The organism is Streptomyces sp. NPDC021019, from assembly GCF_044333295.1.
Taxonomy (GTDB): Bacteria; Actinomycetota; Actinomycetes; order Streptomycetales; family Streptomycetaceae; genus Streptomyces.
The window spans coordinates 23,901-44,365 of record NZ_JBIRQR010000001.1; the positions used below are offsets into that span (position 1 = coordinate 23,901).

Annotated in this window: 13 protein-coding genes; 7 read left to right on the forward strand and 6 right to left on the reverse strand. The window is 73.1% G+C overall.

Features of this window, described 5'->3' with window-relative positions; genetic code table 11:
- Positions 1-179 precede the first annotated feature (179 nt).
- The gene (locus ACH4RG_RS00100) at positions 180-5,276 is read left to right on the forward strand and encodes a DNA repair ATPase (RefSeq protein WP_398538847.1); all 5,097 of its coding nucleotides are present in this window, start codon (positions 180-182) and stop codon (positions 5,274-5,276) included.
- A 30-nt stretch (positions 5,277-5,306) separates the two neighbouring features.
- Positions 5,307-7,316, forward strand: coding sequence for an NAD-binding protein (locus ACH4RG_RS00105; RefSeq protein WP_397929513.1), 2,010 nt, complete (start codon positions 5,307-5,309; stop codon positions 7,314-7,316).
- A gap of 90 nt (positions 7,317-7,406) precedes the next feature.
- Here the strand turns inward: ACH4RG_RS00105 and trpS are convergent, their stop codons facing one another.
- Positions 7,407-8,561: a tryptophan--tRNA ligase gene (gene trpS, locus ACH4RG_RS00110; RefSeq protein ID WP_398538848.1), complete on the reverse strand. Its 1,155-nt coding sequence runs from the start codon at positions 8,559-8,561 to the stop codon at positions 7,407-7,409.
- A 349-nt stretch (positions 8,562-8,910) separates the two neighbouring features.
- On the opposite strand from trpS, the gene ACH4RG_RS00115 reads away from it, so the two are divergent.
- The 4 genes from ACH4RG_RS00115 (at position 8,911) to ACH4RG_RS00130 (ending at position 14,923) form a co-directional block, all read left to right on the forward strand.
- Positions 8,911-10,002 (forward strand): LLM class flavin-dependent oxidoreductase, encoded by a 1,092-nt coding sequence (locus ACH4RG_RS00115; RefSeq protein WP_398538849.1) that lies wholly within the window; start codon positions 8,911-8,913, stop codon positions 10,000-10,002.
- A 5-nt stretch (positions 10,003-10,007) separates the two neighbouring features.
- On the forward strand, positions 10,008-10,667 hold the full coding sequence (locus ACH4RG_RS00120) for an FMN reductase (protein WP_398538850.1): 660 nt from the start codon (positions 10,008-10,010) through the stop codon (positions 10,665-10,667).
- 157 nt (positions 10,668-10,824) lie between these two features.
- Complete coding sequence (locus tag ACH4RG_RS00125) at positions 10,825-11,247, forward strand: universal stress protein (RefSeq protein ID WP_398538851.1); 423 nt, start codon at positions 10,825-10,827, stop codon at positions 11,245-11,247.
- A 169-nt stretch (positions 11,248-11,416) separates the two neighbouring features.
- A complete protein-coding gene (locus tag ACH4RG_RS00130; RefSeq protein ID WP_398538852.1) occupies positions 11,417-14,923 on the forward strand; it encodes an ATP-binding protein in 3,507 nt (1,168 codons plus the stop codon).
- 25 nt (positions 14,924-14,948) lie between these two features.
- Here the strand turns inward: ACH4RG_RS00130 and ACH4RG_RS00135 are convergent, their stop codons facing one another.
- The 5 genes from ACH4RG_RS00135 to ACH4RG_RS00155 all read right to left on the reverse strand — a co-directional run bounded on the left by ACH4RG_RS00135 (position 14,949) and on the right by ACH4RG_RS00155 (position 19,432).
- Entirely contained in the window at positions 14,949-16,172 is a 1,224-nt protein-coding gene (locus tag ACH4RG_RS00135) for a MerR family DNA-binding transcriptional regulator (protein WP_397919001.1), read from the reverse strand.
- Positions 16,173-16,305: 133 nt separating this feature from the next.
- Positions 16,306-17,163: an ABC transporter permease gene (locus ACH4RG_RS00140; RefSeq protein WP_397918999.1), complete on the reverse strand. Its 858-nt coding sequence runs from the start codon at positions 17,161-17,163 to the stop codon at positions 16,306-16,308.
- Complete coding sequence (locus ACH4RG_RS00145; RefSeq protein ID WP_397918997.1) at positions 17,160-18,131, reverse strand: ATP-binding cassette domain-containing protein; 972 nt, start codon at positions 18,129-18,131, stop codon at positions 17,160-17,162. The genes ACH4RG_RS00140 and ACH4RG_RS00145 overlap by 4 nt, the downstream gene beginning before the upstream one ends.
- Before the next feature lie 57 nt (positions 18,132-18,188).
- Positions 18,189-18,839 carry an NADPH-dependent FMN reductase gene (locus ACH4RG_RS00150; RefSeq protein WP_397918995.1) on the reverse strand — a complete coding sequence of 217 codons (651 nt, stop codon included), beginning with the start codon at positions 18,837-18,839 and terminating at the stop codon, positions 18,189-18,191.
- 185 nt (positions 18,840-19,024) lie between these two features.
- Positions 19,025-19,432: a hypothetical protein gene (locus tag ACH4RG_RS00155; protein WP_397918993.1), complete on the reverse strand. Its 408-nt coding sequence runs from the start codon at positions 19,430-19,432 to the stop codon at positions 19,025-19,027.
- Between the two features lie 131 nt (positions 19,433-19,563).
- Between ACH4RG_RS00155 and ACH4RG_RS00160 the strand changes: the two genes are divergently transcribed.
- Positions 19,564-20,457, forward strand: coding sequence for a hypothetical protein (locus ACH4RG_RS00160; protein WP_398538853.1), 894 nt, complete (start codon positions 19,564-19,566; stop codon positions 20,455-20,457).
- Positions 20,458-20,465: the final 8 nt, after the last annotated feature.

The following is a 20,465-nucleotide window of genomic DNA, read 5'->3' on the forward strand; positions in this document are numbered from 1 at the left end:
CGAGGCGGCCACTCCCAGCCCGTCCGGCGCTTGAGGACGCGACCCACGATCCGGAGGCCCGGACCGGACGAGAGCCGCCACTCCCAGCCCGGAGCCGGACAGGCTGACCGGAGCCGGACGGGCCGGGTCGAGCCGGACGGGCCGGCCGAAGACGATGCACTACGTAGGGAGCCGTACGCATGGACAGCGACACCACCACCACCGACATCGCCACCGCGCCGCAGGACACCCCGAGCGCCGCGGGCGACGTGGACGCCGGTGCCTACGAGGTGCTGCGGCGGCGGCTCTCGGCGCAGGCCGGGGAGCTGGTGCGGCGGGCCGAGGCGCTCAACGTACGGCGGACCGAGGAGTTCGGCTCGACCGGGCTGCGGCTGCTGGCCACCGAGCAGCTGCGCACCGAGCGGGCCTCCGTGCCGCGTGACCTCGTCGCGGTGGGCGGGCGGTTGCTCTTCGGATTCGAGCGCGGGCCGGGCGCGCGCGGCGAGGCCGAGGTCGAGGACGTACTCCTCGTACGGGACTCCGCGCCGGCGGACGACGCCCCGGCAGCGGAGTCCGGTGCGGAGTCCACCCTCCTCGACGACGACGGCTTCCGGCGCGAGTTCTCCTCCCTCCACCGCTACTTCCGCGACGCCCGCCTGCTGCGGCTGCGCCGCGTCGACGGCAGGCTTCTCGCCGTCTTCCGGACCGGCGAGAACGCCGAGGACATCCGGGTGCTGCGCTGGGCCCTGGGGCCGGACGGGTCGCCGGGGGCGTTCCTCGACGCACAGGGCGAGCGCGATCACGTCTTCCCGCCCTCCCACGACTTCGCGTGGACCGTGGCGGGGCGCGAGGCCCACGTCCCGGGGCGCCATCCGCACATCGCCGTGGGCAGGGGCGGCGGGCTCTTCGTCGACACGCTCGGCGGCTCCCTCACCGTCAAGGTCACCGACGACACCGAATCCCCGGACGGGATCTACGAGGAGCCCGTCGACGAGCCGTTGCAGTCGCTGGCCGACGCCGACGTCGAGTACGCGGAGGTCGGGCCGCTGGTGCTGCTGCGCGTCCGCCCGTACAAGGAGGACGCCTGGCGGCACCTGGTCTTCAACTCGCTGCTCGCCACCGTCCAGCGGCTCGACGGCATCGGCCCGTCCTGCCACCGGCTCCCCGAGGACCAGGGGATCATCTTCCCCGGCGGCTACTACCTCACGACCGGCACCGCGAAGACCTTCGACACCGCCGAGGAGCTGACCGAGCCGGTCTTCGAGAGCGCGGTCCGCTCGCCCAACGGGGAGGACGTGCTCTACGTCTTCCGCTCCCGTGACGGGCTCCGCAGCCTCCTGCTCCCCTACAACCTGATCCGTCAGGAGGTCGCCACCCCGCTCACCGGGCGCGGGCACGCCCTGTTGGACGACGGGACGCTGATCCTGCTCCGGGACACCCCGGACGGGCCCGCGCGCGTGCACGCCTTGCAGCGCTGGGAGACCCCGTACGTCTCCGACACCTACGCGGCCGCCCGCCCCGCCGGGACCGGACCGCTCGCCCGGACCGGCAACGCCGACCTGGTGCGCGGGATCTCCGACTGTCTCGCCCTCGCCCACGGCGTACGGGACATGACGCCGACGACCGCTGTCTACGGGCGGCTCGTCGCCGACTGCGCCCGTGCCCAGGACCGGTACCACTGGCTGGCCGACGCCGACCTGGGTGCGTTGGGCGAACCGTTGGGCGAGCTGCGGGCCACCGCCCGTCAGGTGCTGGCCGAGTTCACCGCCGTGCAGGAGCTGACCCGGCGCGCCGCCGACGCGCTGGAGGAGACCGCCGCCCGCATCACCGCGCTGGTGCGCCGGGTGCGCGGAGAGGTTCCCGGGTCGGCGTCCGCCTGGGTCGACCGTCTGACCGAACTCCGCCGGGCACACGGCCACTTGTCGACGGTCGGCGACATGCGGTACGCCGACGTCGAGCGCGTCGCGGAGCTGTCGGCCCGGACCCAGGAGGACATCGCCTCGGCCGCCCAGCGGGCCGTGTCGTTCCTCGCCCGCGAGGACGCGTTCGACGGGTATCACGAGGACATCGCGGGGCTCGTGGCCGACGCGGGTGCGCTGGAGACCGTCCGGGACGCGTCCGCCGTGACCGACCGGTTGTCCGCGATGACGGAGGGGCTGGCCACCGTCACGGACGTCGTCGCCGGTCTCGACATCGGCGACGCCACCGTGCGTACGTCGATCCTGGAGCGGATCGCGGAGGTGCTGGGCGGTGCGAACCGGGCCCGCGCCACGCTCGACGCGCGCCGCCGGGAGCTGCTGTCGAAGGAGGGGCGGGCCGAGTTCGCCGCCGAGTTCGCGCTGCTCGGGCAGGCGGTGACGGGCGCGCTGGCCGCCGCCGGCACCCCGGAGACGTGCGACGATCAACTGGCGCGCCTGCTGCTCCAGCTGGAGAACCTGGAGGCCCGCTTCGCGGAGTTCGACGACTTCCTCGCCGAGCTGTCCGAGCGCCGCACCGAGGTGTACGAGGCGTTCTCGGCGCGCAAGCAGACGCTCCAGGACGAGCGGGCGCGCCGCGCGGAGCGGCTGGCCGGGTCGGCGGGCCGGGTGCTGGAGACCATCGCCCGGCGGGTGGCCTCGCTGGAGGACCTCGACGCCGTCCACACCTACTTCGCCTCCGACCCGATGGTCGCCAAAATCCGCCGGACGGCCGACGAGCTGCGCGAACTGGGCGACCCCGTGCGGGCGGAGGAGCTGGACGGGCGGCTGAAGGCGGCCCGTCAGGAGGCGGGCCGCGCGCTGCGCGACCGCACCGAGCTGTACGCGGACGGCGGGTCCGTGATCAGGCTGGGCCGCCACCGGTTCGCCGTGAACACCCAGCCGTTCGACCTGACGCTCGTGCCCGCCGGGGACAGCCTCGCCTTCGCGCTGACCGGGACGGACTACCGGGCCCCGGTCACCGACCCGGCGTTCGCGGCGGCCCGGCCGTACTGGGAGCAGCTGCTCCCCTCCGAGAACGCCTCCGTCTACCGCGCCGAGCACCTCGCCGCCCGCCTCCTCGACGAGCACGGGGCAGGGCGTCTCACCGCGCTCGGCGGGCACGAACTGGCCCGCCTGGTGCGGGAGTCGGCCGCAGAAGCGTACGACGAGGGGTACACACGGGGTGTCCACGACGAGGATGCCACCGCGATCCTGGCCGCGCTGCTGCGCCTGCACGCGGACGCGGGGCTGCTGCGTCACGAGCCCGCCGTCCGGGCGGCGGCCCAGCTCTTCTGGGCGTACGGCGCCGACGCAGCGCGGCGCACCTCCTGGACCAGGCGCGCGGTCTCCCTGGCGCGCGCCCGGGACACCTTCGGGCCGACCCCGGCCATCGGCGCCCTCCAGGAGGAATGGGCGGCGGCGATCGGCTCCCCGTCCCCGTCCGCGCCGGGTCACGCCGTCGCCGCGTACCTCTTCGAGGAGCTGACCACCGGGCCCGCCGGATTCGTCGTGGGCTCCTCGGTCCGCGCTTTCCTGGCGGCCTTCCACCGGGCGGTGGGCCCCGACGCGTACGCCGAGGACCTGGCGGACCTGGGCGACGACCAGGCCGCCCGCCGACAGCTCGTGGAGGGCTGGCTCGCCCCGTACGCCGAGACGGCGGGGGACGGCCTCGACGGCGGCGACCTGGCGGAGGCCGTGGCGGTGGAGCTGTGCCCGGAACTGGAACGGTACGCGTGCGACGCACCGCTCACCGAGCGCCTGGAGGGCCTCCTCGGCGACCACCCGCGCATCGCGGACGGTGGGACCCTCACCGTACGGATCGACGAACTCCTCGCCCGCACCGCCGAGTTCCGTACCCGCACCGTGCCCGGCTTCCGCGCCTACCAGCGGCTGCGCACGTCCCTGGTGACCGCCGAGCGCGGGCGGCTGCGGCTGGACGACCACCGGCCGCGCGTGATGTCGGCGTTCGTCCGCAACCGGCTGCTCGACGAGGTGTATCTGCCGCTGATCGGCGACAGCCTGGCCAAGCAGCTCGGCACCGCCGACGCCGACCGGCGCACCGACTCGCAGGGTCTGCTGCTGCTCGTCTCGCCGCCCGGCTACGGCAAGACGACGCTGATGGAGTACGTCGCGGAGCGGCTCGGCATGGTGCTCGTCAAGATCAGCGGGCCGAACCTGGGCCACGACGTGACCTCGCTCGACCCGGACCGGGCCCCGAGCGCCACCGCCCGGCAGGAGATCGAGAAGATCAACTTCGCGCTGGAGGCGGGCAACAACACGCTCCTCTACCTCGACGACATCCAGCACACCTCGCCCGAACTGCTCCAGAAGTTCATCCCGCTGTGCGACGCCACCCGGCGTATCGAGGGGGTGCGGGACGGCGAGCCGCGCAGCTACGACCTGCGCGGCAAGCGGTTCGCGGTGTGCATGGCGGGCAACCCGTACACCGAGTCCGGCGAGCAGTTCCGGATCCCCGACATGCTCGCCAACCGGGCCGACGTCTGGAACCTCGGCGAGGTCCTCAGCGGCCGGGACGACGTCTTCGCGCTGAGCTTCGTGGAGAACGCCCTGACCGCCAACCCGGTCCTCGCCCCGCTGGCCGCCCGGTCCCGGGACGACCTTGCGCTGCTGGTGCGGCTGGCGGGCGGCAGCGACCCCGCGGCGCGTGCGGAGCAGCTGGAACACCCCTACAGCGCTGCCGAGTTGGATCGCGTCCTGGCCGTACTGCGCCATCTTCTCACCGCCCGGGACAGCGTGCTCGCGGTGAACGCGGCGTACATCGCCTCGGCCGCGCGGACGGACGCCACGCGCACCGAGCCGCCGTTCCGGCTCCAGGGCTCCTACCGCAACATGAACAAGATCGCCGAGCGGATCGTGCCGGTCATGAACGACGACGAGCTGTCCGCCGTCGTCGACGACCACTACGCCGGCGAGGCCCAGACCCTCACGACGGGGGCCGAGGCGAACCTCCTCAAGCTGGCCGCCCTGCGCGGATCGCTCACCGCCGAACAGGCCGGGCGGTGGGCGGCGATCACCGCGTCCTACGTCCGCACGCAGGCGCTCGGCGGCCCGGACGGCGACCCGATGACCCGGGCGGTGGCAGCGCTCGGTCTGCTCGCGGACCGGATCGCGGCGGTCGAGACGGCGATCCGGCGCGCGGCGGACCCCCGGCACCTGCCGGCGGGCGGCCCCCAGGGCGCGGCGGCCGGACACCAGGGCCCGGTGGGCGGACCCCCGAGCCCGGCGGGCGCGCTCGACGACCGGGTGGCTCCGCACCCCGCGCCGAACGACCGGGCGGTTCCGAACCACCATGCGAAGATCGCCAATACTCCACACTGAACGGGAAGACCGAGCCGGAAGGATCACGGCATGCTGGGTTTCGTGCCTCCACTTCCTCAGCAGCCGGGACGCCCACCGTCGGCCAGCCACATGATCGTCTGTGGTGACGACGCCCTGGCGCGCCGACTCGCCGTGGAGCTGCGCTACGTCTACGGGGAGCGGGTCACCCTGCTCCTGCCCCCGGGCCGGGACGCCAACAGCCCGGAGACGCCGCTGACCCAACGGGGGCGCGCGGCGGCCCTGTTCGGCCGGATGTCGGCGGCCATGAACCGCGCGGGCAACGGCAGCGGGGCGACCGGGGGCGACAGCGGCGACACCAACGCCGGGGTCGAGGCCGTCCGCATCATGGAGGCCCCCGAACCGTCCGACGACGTACTGGAGGAGGCGGGCGTCGACCGGGCCGCCGCCCTCGCGCTCGTCTACGACGACGACGAACGCAACATCCGCGCCGCCCTGACCGCCCGCCGCCTCAACCCCCGTCTGCGACTGGTCATCCGGCTCTACAACCGCAAGCTCGGGCTCCACCTGGAGGAGCTGCTCGACCAGGCGGCGGCCGTCGCCATGCCCGGCATCGATCCGGCGCTGCTGGACGCCTCCACCACCGTCCTGTCCGACGCCGACACCGCCGCCCCGGCCCTCGCCGCCACCGCCCTCACCGGCAGCAGCAAGATCATCCAGGCCGAGGGGCTGCTCCTGCGCGCCGCCGAACGCCCGCCGCCGCGCCCCGGCGAGACGGCCGACCCCGGCCTGTGCACCCTCGCCCTGCTCTCCTCCACCACCAACGACCCGGCGGGCGCTGAGGGTTCGGACAGCAGCGGCGACGAGGCCCCGCAACTGCTGCCCGACGAGAGCGCCGTCGCCGCCGCGACCGGCCGGGGCACGGTGGTCCTCGAAGCGGTCAGCCGGGCCGACACGGCCCGTCCGGCCACCCGGATGGGCGGCAGGGGCGCCCCGCTCTCGCAGGTCTTCTCCCGCCGGCTGCGCTGGTCGGCCCTCGGGGTCGCGGCTTCGGTGTTCGCCCTGGTGATCGCCTCGGTCGTGACCACCAACGACAGCGTGGTGCACTCCACCTATCTGACGCTGCTCGACCTGCTGGCGATGGGCGACCCGGCGGAGGAGGACGGTCCGGATGCCCGGCAGATCATCCAGCTCCTCTCCGGCGTCGCCGGGCTCCTCCTGCTCCCGCTGCTGGTCGCCGCCGTCCTGGAGGCGTTCGGCACCCTGCGTACCGCGTCCTCGCTGCGCCGCCCGCCACGCGGCCTTTCGGGCCACGTGGTGCTGCTGGGACTGGGCAAGATCGGCACGCGCGTCCTCGTACGGCTCCGCGAACTCGACGTCCCCGTGGTCGTCGTCGAGGAGGACCCCGACGCGCGCGGCATCCCGCTGGCGCGCTCCATGCACGTGCCGACCGTCATCGGCGACGTCACCCAGGAAGGCGTCCTGGAGGCGGCCAAGATCCGCCGTGCCCGCGCCCTCCTCGCCCTCACCAGCATCGACACCACGAACCTGGAAGCGGCGCTGTACGCCCGCTCGGTGAAGCCGGACCTCAGGGTCGCGCTGCGCCTGTACGACGACGAGTTCGCGACCGCCGTCTACCGCACCCTGCGCACCGCGCACCCCGGAGCCCTGACCCGCTCCCGCTCCGTCTCCCACCTGGCCGCCCCGGCCTTCGCCGGCGCCATGATGGGCCGCCAGATCCTCGGTGCGATCCCGGTCGAGCGCAAGGTCATGCTGTTCGCGGCCCTGGAGGTCGCGGGGCACCCGCAGTTGGAGGGCCGCACCGTCGAGCAGGCGTTCCGGGCGGGTGCCTGGCGGGTCCTGGCCATCGACGCCACCCCGCCCGGCGACCGCACGCCCGACCTCGCCGCCCCGCTGCCGTTCGACCCGGAGGGCGACGTGGCCCCGCCGCCCTCCGGCCTGCTCTGGGACCTGCACCCCGGCTACGTCCTGCGCGCCACGGACCGGGTGGTGATCGCCGCCACCCGCCGGGGTCTCGCGGAGCTGCTGCGGCGGCAGCGGTCGGTGGCGCCGAGACGGTAGGGGCACCGGGCGACAGGGGCGCCGGGGCGACAGGGGCGCCGGGGCGACAGGAGGCCCGGCGGCCACCGGCCACCAACTACCGGCACCCGGCTACCGGAACGCGCCCATCGCCTCCCGCACCTCGTCCAGCGTGGCCTCCGCCAGTGCGTTCGCCCGTTCGTTGCCCGCGCGGAGCACCGACCGTACGTACGTCAGGTCCTTCGCGTACTCCGCCCGCCGGGCCCGGAAGGGGGCCAGGTGGCTGTTGACCGCGTCGGTCACCGTCCGCTTGAGGGCGGCGGCTCCGCCGTCTCCGATTCCCTCCGCGACCGCGTGCGGGTCCCGCTCCAGACAGAGGGCGGCCAGCAGCACCAGGGACGAGACGTGGGGGCGGGCGCCGGGGTCGTAGGTGATGCGCCGGTCGGCGTCCGTGGTCGCGCCCTTGATGAGGCGGGCCGTCTCGTCGGCGGTCGCGCCGAGCGGAACGGAGTTGGCCCGGCTCTTGCTCATCTTCGTGCCGTCCGTGCCGAGCAGCAGGGGCGCGGCGGAGAGCATGATGTCCGGTTCCTGGAAGACGGCGCCGTACCGCTCGTTGAAGCGGCGGGCGATCGTCCGGGTGACTTCCAGGTGGGGTGCCTGGTCACGGCCGACCGGAACCAGGTTTCCCTTGCAGGACAGGATGTCGGCGGCCTGGTGGACCGGGTAGGTGAGCATCAGCCCGCTGACCGTGGACTGCCGTGAGTTTGCGATCTCGTCCTTGACCGTGGGGTTGCGGTTCAGCTCCGCGACGGAGACGAGGCTGAGGAAGGGCAGCATGAGCTGGTTGAGCGCGGGGACCGCGCTGTGGCAGAAGACGGTGGACCGGGCGGGGTCGATACCGAGGGCCAGATAGTCCAGGAGCAGCCCGTCGGTGTACTCCCCCAGCCGCTCGGCGGTGTCCCGGTCGGTGATCACCTGGTAGTCGGGGATGAGGACGACGACGTCCACGCCGAGGTCCTGGAGGCGGACCCGGTTGAGCAGGGAGCCGAAGTAGTGGCCGAGGTGAAGAGGGCCGGTGGGGCGGTCCCCGGTGAGGACCCGGAAGCTGCCGGGGTCCTGGGCGATGCGGCGCTCCAGCTCGGTGCCGTGGAGTCCGGTGCTGTGGAGTTCGGTGCTGTGCAGTCCGGTGCTGTGCAGTCCGGTGCTGTGCAGTCCGGTGCTGTGGAGTTCGGTGCTGTGGAGTTCGGTGGGGGCGGGTGCGGCCGGGGCGGGTGCGGTGCTGGTCATGGAATCGGGTCTCTCCTCGCGTGGATGATGCGTGGAGGACGGCCCCGCCGGGGAGCGCCGCTGCGCTCGGTCACCGTGTCCGCGCCGTACGAGGGCAGCGAAAAGGGCCGTCCATGTCGAACGGCCCTGGTTCCGTGCAGATGCGGTGGCCGCTCCTAGGAGGAGCGCCACCAGTTTCGGCACAGGACGGAGGTCATGGGCCGAGTCTAGCGGCCACAGGGCGCCGAGCCGCATGGAATAGGCAGGAGGGGGGTCCCGTTGTAGGGTGTAGTTCAACATTCAACCAAATCGGTCAGTGGCTTCGGAACGGAGTTCCGAACCACGGCCGGCACTCAGGAAGGCGGACGCCATGCAGTTCGGGATCTTCACCGTCGGGGACGTCACGACCGACCCGACCACCGGCCGGACCCCCACCGAGAACGAGCGGATCAAGGCGACCCTGGCCATCGCGCGGAAGGCCGAGGAGGTCGGCCTGGACGTCTTCGCGACCGGCGAGCACCACAACCCGCCGTTCGTCCCGTCCTCCCCGACGACCACCCTCGGCTACATCGCCGCCCGCACCGAGAACCTGATCCTGTCCACGTCCACCACGCTGATCACCACCAACGACCCGGTGAAGATCGCCGAGGACTACGCCACCCTCCAGCACCTCGCGGACGGCCGCGTCGACCTGATGATGGGCCGGGGCAACACCGGACCGGTCTACCCCTGGTTCGGCAAGGACATCCGCCAGGGCATCCCGATGGCGATCGAGAACTACGCGCTGCTGCACAAGCTGTGGCGCGAGGACGTCGTGGACTGGGAGGGCAAGTTCCGTACGCCGCTCCAGTCCTTCACCGCCACCCCGCGCCCGCTGGACGGCGTCCCGCCGTTCGTCTGGCACGGCTCCATCCGCTCCCCCGAGATCGCCGAGCAGGCCGCGTACTACGGCGACGGCTTCTTCCACAACAACATCTTCTGGCCCATGGAGCACACGAGGAAGATGGTCGACCTCTACCGGCGCCGCTACGCCCACTACGGGCACGGCACCGCCGACCAGGCGATCGTCGGACTCGGCGGCCAGGTGTTCATGCGCAAGAACTCGCAGGACGCGGTACGGGAGTTCCGCCCGTACTTCGACAACGCGCCGGTCTACGGCCACGGCCCGTCCCTGGAGGACTTCACCCGCGAGACCCCGCTGACCGTGGGCTCCCCGCAGGAGGTCATCGAGCGGACGCTGGGGTTCCGGGACGCGGTCGGCGACTACCAGCGCCAGCTGTTCCTCATGGACCACGCGGGGCTCCCGCTGAAGACGGTCCTGGAGCAGCTCGACATCCTCGGCGAGGAAGTCGTACCGGTGCTGCGCAAGGAGTTCGCCAACCTGCGGCCGGCCGGAGTGCCGGAGTCCGCGCCCCTCCACCCGGCGGTCGCCGCCGCCCGAGCCTCTGGAAAGGAGGTCTGACCCCGATGTTCGCCACCACCCCGCTGCGCGTCGTCGCCGTCTCGGCCGGGCTCAGCCAGCCGTCCTCCACCCGGCTGCTGGCCGACCGGCTGGCCGCGGCCACCCGCGAGCGCCTCGCGGCCGAGCAGGACCGGAACGTCGAGGTCCAGGTCATCGAGGTCCGCGATCTCGCCGTGGACATCGCCCATCACCTGCTCAGCGGCTTCCCCTCCGCCACGCTGCGGGAAGCGATCGACGCGGTGACGGAGGCCGACGGGCTCATCGCCGTGACGCCGGTGTTCACCGCCTCGTACTCCGGTCTGTTCAAGTCGTTCTTCGACCTGATCGACAACACCGCGCTGACCGGCAAGCCCGTGGTGATCGCCGCGACGGGCGGGACGGCCCGGCACTCGCTGGTCCTGGAGCACGCGCTGCGCCCGCTCTTCGCGTACCTGCGGGCCGTCACCGTGCCCACCTCCGTCTACGCGGCCTCGGAGGACTGGGGCTCCTCGGGCGACGAGTACACCGAGGGCCTGCCGTCCCGGATCCGGCGCGCCGGCGGCGAGCTGGCCTCCGCGGTCCTGGGACGTACGGTCTCCGGCACCTCGCGGGCCCCGGGCCCGGACGACGGGGAGGACGAGGTCGTCCCGTTCGAGCAGCAGCTCGCGGACCTGCGGCTGGACTGACGCCATGGGGGTGGTTCACCCCGAACCGCCCCCACTTGTCCGATGTGACTACAGTGAGATCGAACGCTGTACAGGCGGGACAGAACAGACCGCGCTGTACGGACTCAACGGACCGCGCTGTACGGACTCACCGGGCTGTACCGAGCTGGAGGCAGATATGGGCAGGATCGTTGTGGGCGTCGACGGCTCCGACTCCTCGATCAAGGCGCTGCACTGGGCGGTGCGCCAGGCCGAGCTGACCGGCGCCTCGGTGGAGGCCGTCAACAGCTGGGAGTACCCCGCCACCAGCTGGGCGTCGATGATGCCGGGCATGCCGGAGGACTTCGACCCGCAGGCCCTGGCCACCGTCTCCCTCACCGAGGCACTGGAGGAGGCCCTCGACGCCGAGGGGGCCGCCGCGGTCACCAAGGTCGTGGTCATCGGCAACCCGGCCCAGGCCCTGCTCGACCGCGCCCGGGGCGCCGACCTGCTCGTCGTGGGAGCCCGCGGCCACACCGGCCTGAAGGCCACCCTGCTCGGCTCGGTCAGCCTCCACGTCACCCAGCACGCGCCGTGCCCGGTGACGGTCGTACGCGACTGAGCCGCCTTCCCGGTCGTACGCGTCCGAGCCGCCTTCCCGGGCGTACGCGTCCGAGCCGCCTCCCCGGTCGTACGGGACCGAGCCATACGTCCGGTCGTACGCGACCGAGCCGCCTCCCCGGTCAGAAAACGGGAGGGCCGTTGTCAGTGGCTGCTCCTATCGTGTGGTCATGACCCCTGCTCTCTTCGGGCGCGACCACCCGGCAGGCGTTCTCCGCTCGGAGATCGCCCGGGCCACGGACAGCCACGGCGGTCTCGTGCTGGTCACCGGCGAGGCCGGAATCGGCAAGAGCACGCTCGTCACCGACGCCGCCCACGAGGCACGGCGGCGCGGGGCTCTCGTGGTCGGCGGCTCCTGCTGGGACTCGGACAACACCCCCGGCTACTGGCCCTGGGTCCAGATCCTGCGCGGCCTGCGCCGGTCCGCCACCGCGGCCGAGTGGGCGGCGGCCCAGGAGGCGTCGGACGGCCGGCTCGCCGCGCTCCTGGGCGATCCGGTCAGGGCCGCCATGGGCGGTGCGGACGGCCCGGGACCCGTCACACTTCCGGCCCCGGGCACCGCCGGTGGCCCGGGACCCGGCGGGGCGCACGGCGGCGGACCCGGCACGGAAGCGGGCACGAGCCCGCCGGGCGACGGTTCGCCGGAGGGGGCCGAGGCCTTCGGACTCTTCGACGCGGTGACCACGGCCCTCGTCACGGTCTCCCAGAGCCGGCCGCTGGTGGTCGTCCTCGACGATCTGCACAGCGCCGACCCGGCCTCCCTGCGCCTGCTCGAATTCGCCGCCCAGCACGCCTGGTTCGAGCGGCTGCTGCTGATCGGCACCTACCGGGACGTCGAGGTGGAGGCCCCCGGGCACCCGCTCCAGCAGCTGATCCTGCCGCTGGTCTCACGCGCCGCCGCGACCCTCACCCTGACCGGCCTCGGCCGGGACGAAGTGGGGGCGCTGATGACACTGACGACGGGCCGCGAGCCCTCACCGCGGCTGATCGACGAGGTCCACCGGCGCACCGGCGGCAACCCCTTCTTCGTCGAACAGACCGCCCGGCTCTGGCACAGCGGGAGCCCGGTATCCACCATTCCGCCCGGCGTGCGGGAAGCGGTCCGCCGGCGGCTCGCCCTGCTGCCCGAACCCGTCGTCTCCCTGCTGACCAGCGCCGCCCTGCTCGGCCGGGAATTCGGCCGTCAGGTCCTGGCCGTGGTGCACGGCGCGCCCGTCCCCCACGTGGACCGGCTGCTGGAGCCCGCCGTCGTCGCCCGTGTCGTCGTCCCTCGCCCCTCCGGGCAGTACGCCTTCGCCCACGACCTGCTGCGCGAGACGCTGTACGCCTCGCTGGACGACGCCGAGACCCGTGGACGCCATGCCGCCGCCGTACGGTCCCTGGACGCGCACGGCGGCCTCGGTGACGCGGTACGGCCCGGCGACCTCGCCCGGCACGCCCACCTCGCCGGCGAGGCCCTGGACCGCGACCGCCGGATCGACCTGCTGCTGGCGGCCGCCCGGGACGCCTCGGGACGCCTGGCCGACGAGGAGGCCCACGGCCACTACCGGCGCGCCCTCGCGGTGGCCGAGGCGGGCCCGGCGGGTGCGGAGGGCCGGGGTCCGAACCTCCGGCGTGCCGCGCTGATCGGTCTCGACCTCGCCGGACAGCTCCGGCACGCGGGGGAGGCGGCCGAGGCGGAGCGGCTGCTGGACCGGTCGGTCGTCCTGGCCCGGGAGCTGGACGAACCGGAGCTGCTGGCCCGGGTGGCGATCACCGTCCACCGGGACGGGTCCTTCGGCGGCCACGGCGTTGCCACGATGGGCCTTCTCGCCGAGGCACACCGCAGGATCACCGGCAAGGAGGGCCAGGAGGGGCTCTCCGCCGACCGGCTCGCCCAGGAACTGGCCATCCACATCATGGCGCTGGCCCGGAGCGGCTCGGACGACGAGGCGCTCGCCTTCTCGCTCTGGGCGCGCCACGACTCCGTGTGGGGTCTCGGCTCGGCGGTGGAGCGGCTCGGGCTGACCGACGAGATGAGCGTCGTCGGCCGGCGCACCCAGCACCAGGACATGGAACTGAACACGGCGTCCATGCGCTGGGTGACGCTGCTGGAGCTGGGCGACCCGGCCTTCCTCGACCAGTTCCGGGCGTTCGTCCGGCTCGCCGAGCTGACCGGGCTGCCCCGGTTCGCCCTGGGGGTCGCCGTCGACACCAGCCTGATCGCCTCCCTGCAAGGCCGGTTCGCCGAGGCGTCCACCGCGCTGGAGGACGACGCGCTCAATCAGGAGAACAGCGACCACCCCTCCTTCGGCTTCATGGGCTACCACCTTCGCTGGGCGATGCACCTGCTCCGGGGCCACTTCGCCGAGGCCGAGGAGGCCCTCGGCGAGCTTCCGGGCTCCGGGTATCCCTACCCCGGGCTGCTGGAAGCGGTCACCGCGGCGGAGCAGGGCGACGCCGCTCCCGCGCTGCGCCTGGTCGCCGAGCACGCGGACCGCGCCGCACCCTATCCGCGGGCGTTCATGCCGCTGTGGCTCCGGCTGCTGGCCCAGACGGCCGCGATCACGCGCGACCCGCGGCTCATCACCCGCGCGGAGGACGAGCTGACCCCCTACACGGGTCAGTGGGTCGTCTCGCTGTACGGGTGCGACATCGGCGGCCCCGTCGACCTCTGGCTCGGGATGCTCGCCGCCGCGCGCGACGACCAGGACGCGGCGGTGGCGGCGCTCACCGAGGCCGCCGCCTCCTCGGACCGCCTCGGCGCCCGCCCCTGGGCCGTACGCGCCCGGCTGTGCCTGGCCCGCTCCCTGCTCGCCCGCGCCGACGGGGCCGGTGACGGAGCAGCGGGTGACGGGGCAGCCGGTGACATCGGGCAGGCCCGTCGGCTGCTCGGTGAAGTGGAGCGGGAGGCGGGTGAGTTGGCCCTGGCCCACCTGGAGGCCGAGGCCGCCGCCCTCCGCGCGGCCCCGCCCATCACCGCTGCCACCGCCCCCCGCCCAGCCGCCACCACCGCTTCCGGTCCCTCCGTCTCGCGAGACCAGGACCACCAGGGCCGGGACCAGGGCCGGCACCCGGTCGCGGCCCCGGACCCGGTCTCGGCTCCGGACCGGGCGACGACCGGGGCTTCCGCAGGGGCCCGGACCGTGCCGTCCGCCGAGTTCCGGCGGAACGGGCCGGTGTGGCGGCTGCGTTGGGACGGGGTGACCGTGCACGTCCCGGACGCCAAGGGCCTGCGGGACCTGCACAGCCTGCTGGGGCTGCCCGGCGCCGACGTTCCGGCCGTCCGGCTCATCGCGCCCGAGGGCGGGGACCTCGTGATCGCCGCCGGACAGCTCGGCGGCGATCCGGTGCTCGACGAGGAGGCCAAGCGCCGCTACAAGGAACACCTGGCCCGGCTGGACTCCGAGATAGACCGAGCCGCCGCCCGGGACGACGCCCGGGGGGTCGAGAAATACGACCAAGAGCGGCAGGCCCTCCTCGACGAGCTCCGCACCGCGGCCGGGCTCGGCGGCCGGACCCGCCGACTGGGCGACCAGACCGAGCGGGCCCGCAAGACGGTCACCGCCCGGATCCGCGACACCCTGCGGAAACTGGACACCCTGCACCCCGCGCTGGCAGCCCACCTGAAGGCATCCGTGACGACCGGGACCACCTGCGCCTACCGCCCCGAACACACCCCCGACTGGCGACTCTGACCCGAACCGCCACGCCTCTTCGCCGCTACTCCCCGACGACGTCGGCGACGACGCACGCCACGTTGTCGGGCCCGCCCCCCTCGCGGGCCAGGCCGACCAACCGGCGTACGGCCTCCTCCGGGTCCTCCGCCGCGATGACCGCGGCCCTCAGCTCCGTCTCGTCCACCACCGCGGACAGCCCGTCCGAGCAGAGCAGATAGCGGTCCCCGGCCACCACCTCCCGCAAGCTGACGTCGGGGCGGCTCGCCACGGCCGGCGGGGCGGACCGGGCCTCCCCGACCAGCGCCTTCAGCAACAGCGCGGGCCCCGGGTGGGAAGCGGCCTCCTCCCTGCTCAGCGAACCGTCGTCGATCATCGACTGGACCAGGCTGTGGTCATGCGTGATCCGGAACAGCTCCCCGCCCCGCAGCAGATAGGCCCGCGAGTCCCCGATGTGTACGAGCCCGAGCCGCGATCCGGTCCACAGCATCGCGGTGAGCGTGGTCCCCGAACCGTCCGGGGCCGCACAGGACGCGACCGCGTCCCGGACCGCCAGCGCAGCGGAATCCGCCGTGTCCTCCAGGGCGTTCAGCAGATCCGCCGCAGCCGGCGCACCCTCCCGGGCGCCCCACGCGGATGGCTTGAGCGCCTCGATCGCCGCCGCACTCGCCGAGGCCCCGCCCTCCCCGAAACCGTCGGCGACCGCCAGCAGCCGTGGCCCCGCGAACGCCGCGTCCTGGTTCGTCGTACGCACCGCCCCGGTATCGGTCAGCGCGGCGCACCGGATCACGAGCGGCACCGCCCCCACGCCCTTATCGGTGTCTCCTGTGTTCCCCGTACTGCCCGTGCTCCTCGTACTGCCCGTACTCCCCGTGCTGCCCGGTATCCGCGACATGGTCCTGCCCTCCGCTGACAGATGGTCGACGAGGTACATCGCCAGATCGCGCCGGGCCGCCGTCTCGGCCTCCACCCGCGCCCAGTAGGCCCGGACCTCCACGGCCGCGGCGCCCGCGTCGAGCGCCACGACCCGGCCGATCCGGCTCAGGGGCATGCCGATCCTGCGCAGCCACGCCACGAGCCGGGCCCCCTCCGCCTGCGCCGGGTCGTAGTACCGGTAGCCGTTCACCGGGTCGACCAGGGCGGGCCGGAGCAGCCCCAGTTCGTCGTAGCGCCGGAGCGCCTTGGCGGAGAGCCGGGACAACCGGGCGAACTCCCCGATCGTCACCAGCTCTCCGCTCGCGGCGCCCACCGCGCGGCCTTCACGTTCCACCCCGTACCTCCTCGTACCGGGCGCCTTCCGCCCGGCCCCGCCGATCCTGGGGCTTCCCCGGCAGGGAAGGTCAAGGAGCACACGGTGGAAACGTCCGCGACGCACGGGCGGGCGGGCCTGCCCGTGCGTCAGGTCACTTCCGGTTGTAGAGCCGCATCGTCACCGCGCCGAAGACCACCAGGAGCACCCCGGACCAGCCCAGCGTCCAGGCGATGTCGGAGGCCGGCCAGTTGCCCTGCATCAGCTCACGCACCGCCGTGCCGAGGTGGGTGACCGGGCTGTTGTTCACGAAGACCTGGAGCCAGCCCGGCATCGTCTTCGGGTCGACGAAGACATTGCTGAGGAACGTCAGCGGAAAGATCACCATCATGCTGACGCCCATCACCGACTTCTCGGAGCGCAGCAGCAGCCCGAACATGGTCCAGATCCAGGAGAACGAGAACGAGAACACGACCAGCAGAGCGACACCGGCCAGCACACCGAGCACACCGCCGTTCGGACGGAACCCGATGATCATGCCGACGGCGAGCATCACCGCCGACGCCAGCAGATAGCGCAGGACGTCGCCGAGCAGATAGCCGACCATCGGAGCGGGCCGCCAGATCGGCAGCGTGCGGAACCGGTCGAAGACGCCCTTGGCGATGTCCGTGTTCACCGCGATCCCCGTGTACATCGTGATCATCACGACGCTCATCACCATGATGCCGGGCAGCAGGAACTGGATGTACTCCTCGGTGGAGCCGGCCAGCGCCCCTCCGAAGAGGTACGTGTACATCAGGACCAGCATGATCGGGAAGGCCGTCACGTCGAAAAGCTGTTCCGGCACGTGTTTGATCTTCAGCATGGCGCGCCAGCCGAAGGTCATCGATGCCGACAGGGCACTGGGCCTCGGTGGACGCTCCTGGCCCACCAGGAGCGCCGAGAGGCGTTCCTTGTCGGGCGCGGCGAGCTCGACGCCCTCCAGTTCCGTCTTGGCGGTCGCGGTGCTCATGCCGCCACTCCCTTCTTGTCCGTGAGTGCGAGGAAGACCTCGTCGAGGCTGGGCTGTCCCAGCGAGAAGTTGTCGACCGTGATGCCGCGACCGGCAAGCTCGGCCAGGGCACGCCCGGCCTGCTCCGCGGCCCCCCGCTCGGTGCTCTGCCCGTCGACCCGGGCGGTCAGCGCCACCGGGTCCGCGTCCAGCTGGACCTCCGCGTCCAGCGCGAGCGCCAGCACCTGCTGCGCCTCGGCCCGCTGTTCGGCGTTCCTCAGCCGCAGATGGACGGTGCCGGCGCCGACGGACGCCTTGAGCTCGCCCTTCGTTCCCTCGGCGATGACCCTGCCGTGGTCGATCACCGCGATACGGGCGGCCAACCGGTCGGCCTCGTCCAGATACTGGGTGGTCAGCAGGACCGTGGTGCCGTGGTCGACGACCGCCCGCACGATGTCCCACACCTGGTTGCGGCTGCGGGGGTCGAGCCCGGTGGTCGGCTCGTCGAGGAACAGCACGTCCGGGGTGTTCAGGATGGACGCGGCGATGTCGATGCGCCGCCGCATGCCTCCCGAGTAGTTCTTCACCTGCTTGCCCGCCGCCTCGCTCAGCCCGAATCCTTCGAGCAGCTGGGTCGCCCGGTCGCGGGCCGCCGGCTTGGAGTGGCCGAGCAGCCGGGCGAGCAGGACAAGGTTCTCCGCTCCGGTCAGGTCCTCGTCCACCGAGGCGTACTGCCCGGTCAGGCTGACCCGGCTGCGGACCGCGTCGGCTTCCTTCACGACGTCCTTGCCGAACACCCGGGCCGTGCCGCCGTCCGGGCGCAGCAGGGTCGCGAGCATGCGGACGACGGTGGTCTTCCCGGCGCCGTTGGGTCCGAGGACGCCGTAGACGGTGCCGGTGGGGACGGCGAGGTCGATGCCGTCCACCGCACGGTTGTCGCCGAAGACCTTCACCAGCCCCGTGGTCTCGATGGCCAGTTCAGTACTCATGATCCATTCCTTGTGGGTCGTCGGAGCAGGTGGTGATCTGCGTCTGGTTCCGGGAGTTCAGGAGACGTACGGCCGGGCGGCGCGCGCCTCGCGCAGGGCCCAGCCCCACCAGCCGAGCTGGTCGAGCATCAGCCCCACCGACCGGTCACGGCCGGTGTCGCCGGGGTGCCCCTCCAGCGGCTGCCGGAGGAAGTCGAGAGCGACCCCGTTCCTCAGGGTCACCGTGTGCAGCTCGGTGAAGACCGACCGCAGCTGCTCCACGGCGTACAGCCCGGCGGAACCGTGGCCGTAGCTCACGAAGGCGACCGGCTTGGTCTGCCACTCCTCGTAGGCGAAGTCGATGGCCTGCTTCAGGGAGGCGGGGAACGAGCGGTTGTACTCGGGGGTGACCACGACGAAGGCCTCGGCCCTGGCGATCTCCTCGGTGAACTCCGTCATCTGCTCGGTCGCCCGCCCCGGGTAGTGCACGGGGAAGTCGTAATCGGCGAGATCCAGCACAGCGAGGTCCAGCTCGCTCCGGTCCTGGGCCCGCTCCATGAACCAGCGGCCGACCGCGTCGCCGATGCGCCCCTCGCGGGTGCTGCCGATGATGACCGCGACACGCAGGGGAAGGCCGCTTCCCGCGTCCCGGCTCCCGCCGGGGCTCTCGTGCGCGCTCCCGCCGGTGGTGCCGTCCGCGGTCCCGCCGGTGGTCCCTTCCGTCGTCATCGCCCGCTCCTCCTCCCGCGACCTCCGTCGCCTTCCGGACCTACCGGGCCTCCCGTCCGGCCCGGCCCGTTCCGCTCCCTCACCTCTTGGGCGCCAGACGCGGGGGCGCGGCCGCCAGATCGAATCTGGCGGCCGCGCACGCGGTCGGAGAGGACCGGGACCCGGCCCCGGACGGCGGACGGAATTCAGGTCTCCCGCGTGTAGAAGACGTAGAACGAGACGCAGAGGACGCCCGCCCCGACCACCAGACCCAGAACGGTCGACCTCAGCACGCTGGTGTCGGTGAGGCTCACCAGGAAGCCGATGGCGCACGCGGTCAGCGCGCCGTACACGACTGCCCGCAGTTCGCGCGGCAGCGAGCGCTGGACCCGGCCCACCACGAAGCAGAGGACCGCCAGAGCGACACCGGAGACGAGCCCCAGCAGGACCTGCCCGCCGGTGCTGGGGCCGCCGTCGCGGCGGATGAACGCCGCGTAGAAGCCGTAGGCCACGCCGAGCGCCAGGGGCAGCGCCCAGGCGAGCGGAGTGTGGTGGCGGGGCCGCGCATGGGCGCGGGAACCGCTTCGGCCGGGCATGGCTGCGTGTGTGGCCATCACGGACAGCTCCTTCCGTCGCCCCCGTCGCACGCCCCCGTTCCTCCAGAGCACACCCGACCGCGCCACCCGGCAACTCGAATGGCGTACGGCCCGGAGCGGCCCGGCCCCGTACGGGATTCCCTGGAGGAGTGCGGACCTCTCCCTCGGCGATCCCGGCGACCACCACGGCCCTCTCGGCGCTCCTGCTCGTTCTGCTCGCCGTCCTCGTGCCGCTGAGCGCGCTCTCCGCCTGGATCGACCTGGAGATCGACGACACCGACCGGTACGTCGCCGCCGTGTCGCCGCTCTCCTCCGACCCAGCGGTGCGGAGCACCGTCGCGGACGTGGTCACCGAGGAGGCGATGCGGCAGGTCGATCTCGGCCCGCTCCAGGACACGGTCCGGGAGTTCCTGCACGAGACCGTGCGGTCGTTCACCACCACCGAGGCCTTCCGGAACGCCTGGGACACCGCGAACCGGACCGCCCACGAGGCCGTGGCAGCCGCCCTGGACGGCGACAGCGGGGAGGCCGTGACGATCGATCTGGCCCCGGTGATCGATCAGGTCAGACAGGACCTGGTCCGTGACGGCGTGCCGTTCGCCGACCGGATCCCGGTCGAGCGGACGGAGATCACCGTGCTCGGCCCCGGTCAGGCCGACGACCTCAGAAGCTCGTTCCGCCGGCTTCGCTCCTGCAGCATCTGGCCGGCCATCGCCACGCTGGTGTTCCTCGTCCTGGTGGTGGGCATCGCCACCGTACGGCGTGGCCTGCGGGCCGGGCTGTGGGCCACCGCGACGGTGGGTGCCGGGTTCGTGCTCGGTGCGATCCTGCTCCGCGTGCTGGTCGCGGTCGGGCGGAGCCGGGTACTGGACGAGGTGCCGGCCAGCGACCGGGACGCGGCCGCCGCCGTGGTCGACGCTCTGACCGCCTCCCTGCGGACCACGGTGTGGGTGGTGCTGGCGGTCGGTGCGGCCCTTCTCGGGGGTGCGGTACTGGCCCGGGTACTCCTGCGGAGCAGACGGCCCGCGGCCGACGTGCGATGAGACGGCAC

Coding starts and splice junctions, on each gene's coding strand:
- ACH4RG_RS00140 (WP_397918999.1), bottom strand. CDS start 17,163: ATGAGCACCGCGACCGCCAAGACGGAACTGGAGGGCGTCGAGCTCGCC.
- ACH4RG_RS00150 (WP_397918995.1), bottom strand. CDS start 18,839: ATGACGACGGAAGGGACCACCGGCGGGACCGCGGACGGCACCACCGGC.
- ACH4RG_RS00115 (WP_398538849.1), top strand. CDS start 8,911: ATGCAGTTCGGGATCTTCACCGTCGGGGACGTCACGACCGACCCGACC.
- ACH4RG_RS00155 (WP_397918993.1), bottom strand. CDS start 19,432: ATGGCCACACACGCAGCCATGCCCGGCCGAAGCGGTTCCCGCGCCCAT.
- ACH4RG_RS00125 (WP_398538851.1), top strand. CDS start 10,825: ATGGGCAGGATCGTTGTGGGCGTCGACGGCTCCGACTCCTCGATCAAG.
- ACH4RG_RS00120 (WP_398538850.1), top strand. CDS start 10,008: ATGTTCGCCACCACCCCGCTGCGCGTCGTCGCCGTCTCGGCCGGGCTC.
- ACH4RG_RS00145 (WP_397918997.1), bottom strand. CDS start 18,131: ATGAGTACTGAACTGGCCATCGAGACCACGGGGCTGGTGAAGGTCTTC.
- ACH4RG_RS00105 (WP_397929513.1), top strand. CDS start 5,307: ATGCTGGGTTTCGTGCCTCCACTTCCTCAGCAGCCGGGACGCCCACCG.
- ACH4RG_RS00100 (WP_398538847.1), top strand. CDS start 180: ATGGACAGCGACACCACCACCACCGACATCGCCACCGCGCCGCAGGAC.
- trpS (WP_398538848.1), bottom strand. CDS start 8,561: ATGACCAGCACCGCACCCGCCCCGGCCGCACCCGCCCCCACCGAACTC.
- ACH4RG_RS00130 (WP_398538852.1), top strand. CDS start 11,417: ATGACCCCTGCTCTCTTCGGGCGCGACCACCCGGCAGGCGTTCTCCGC.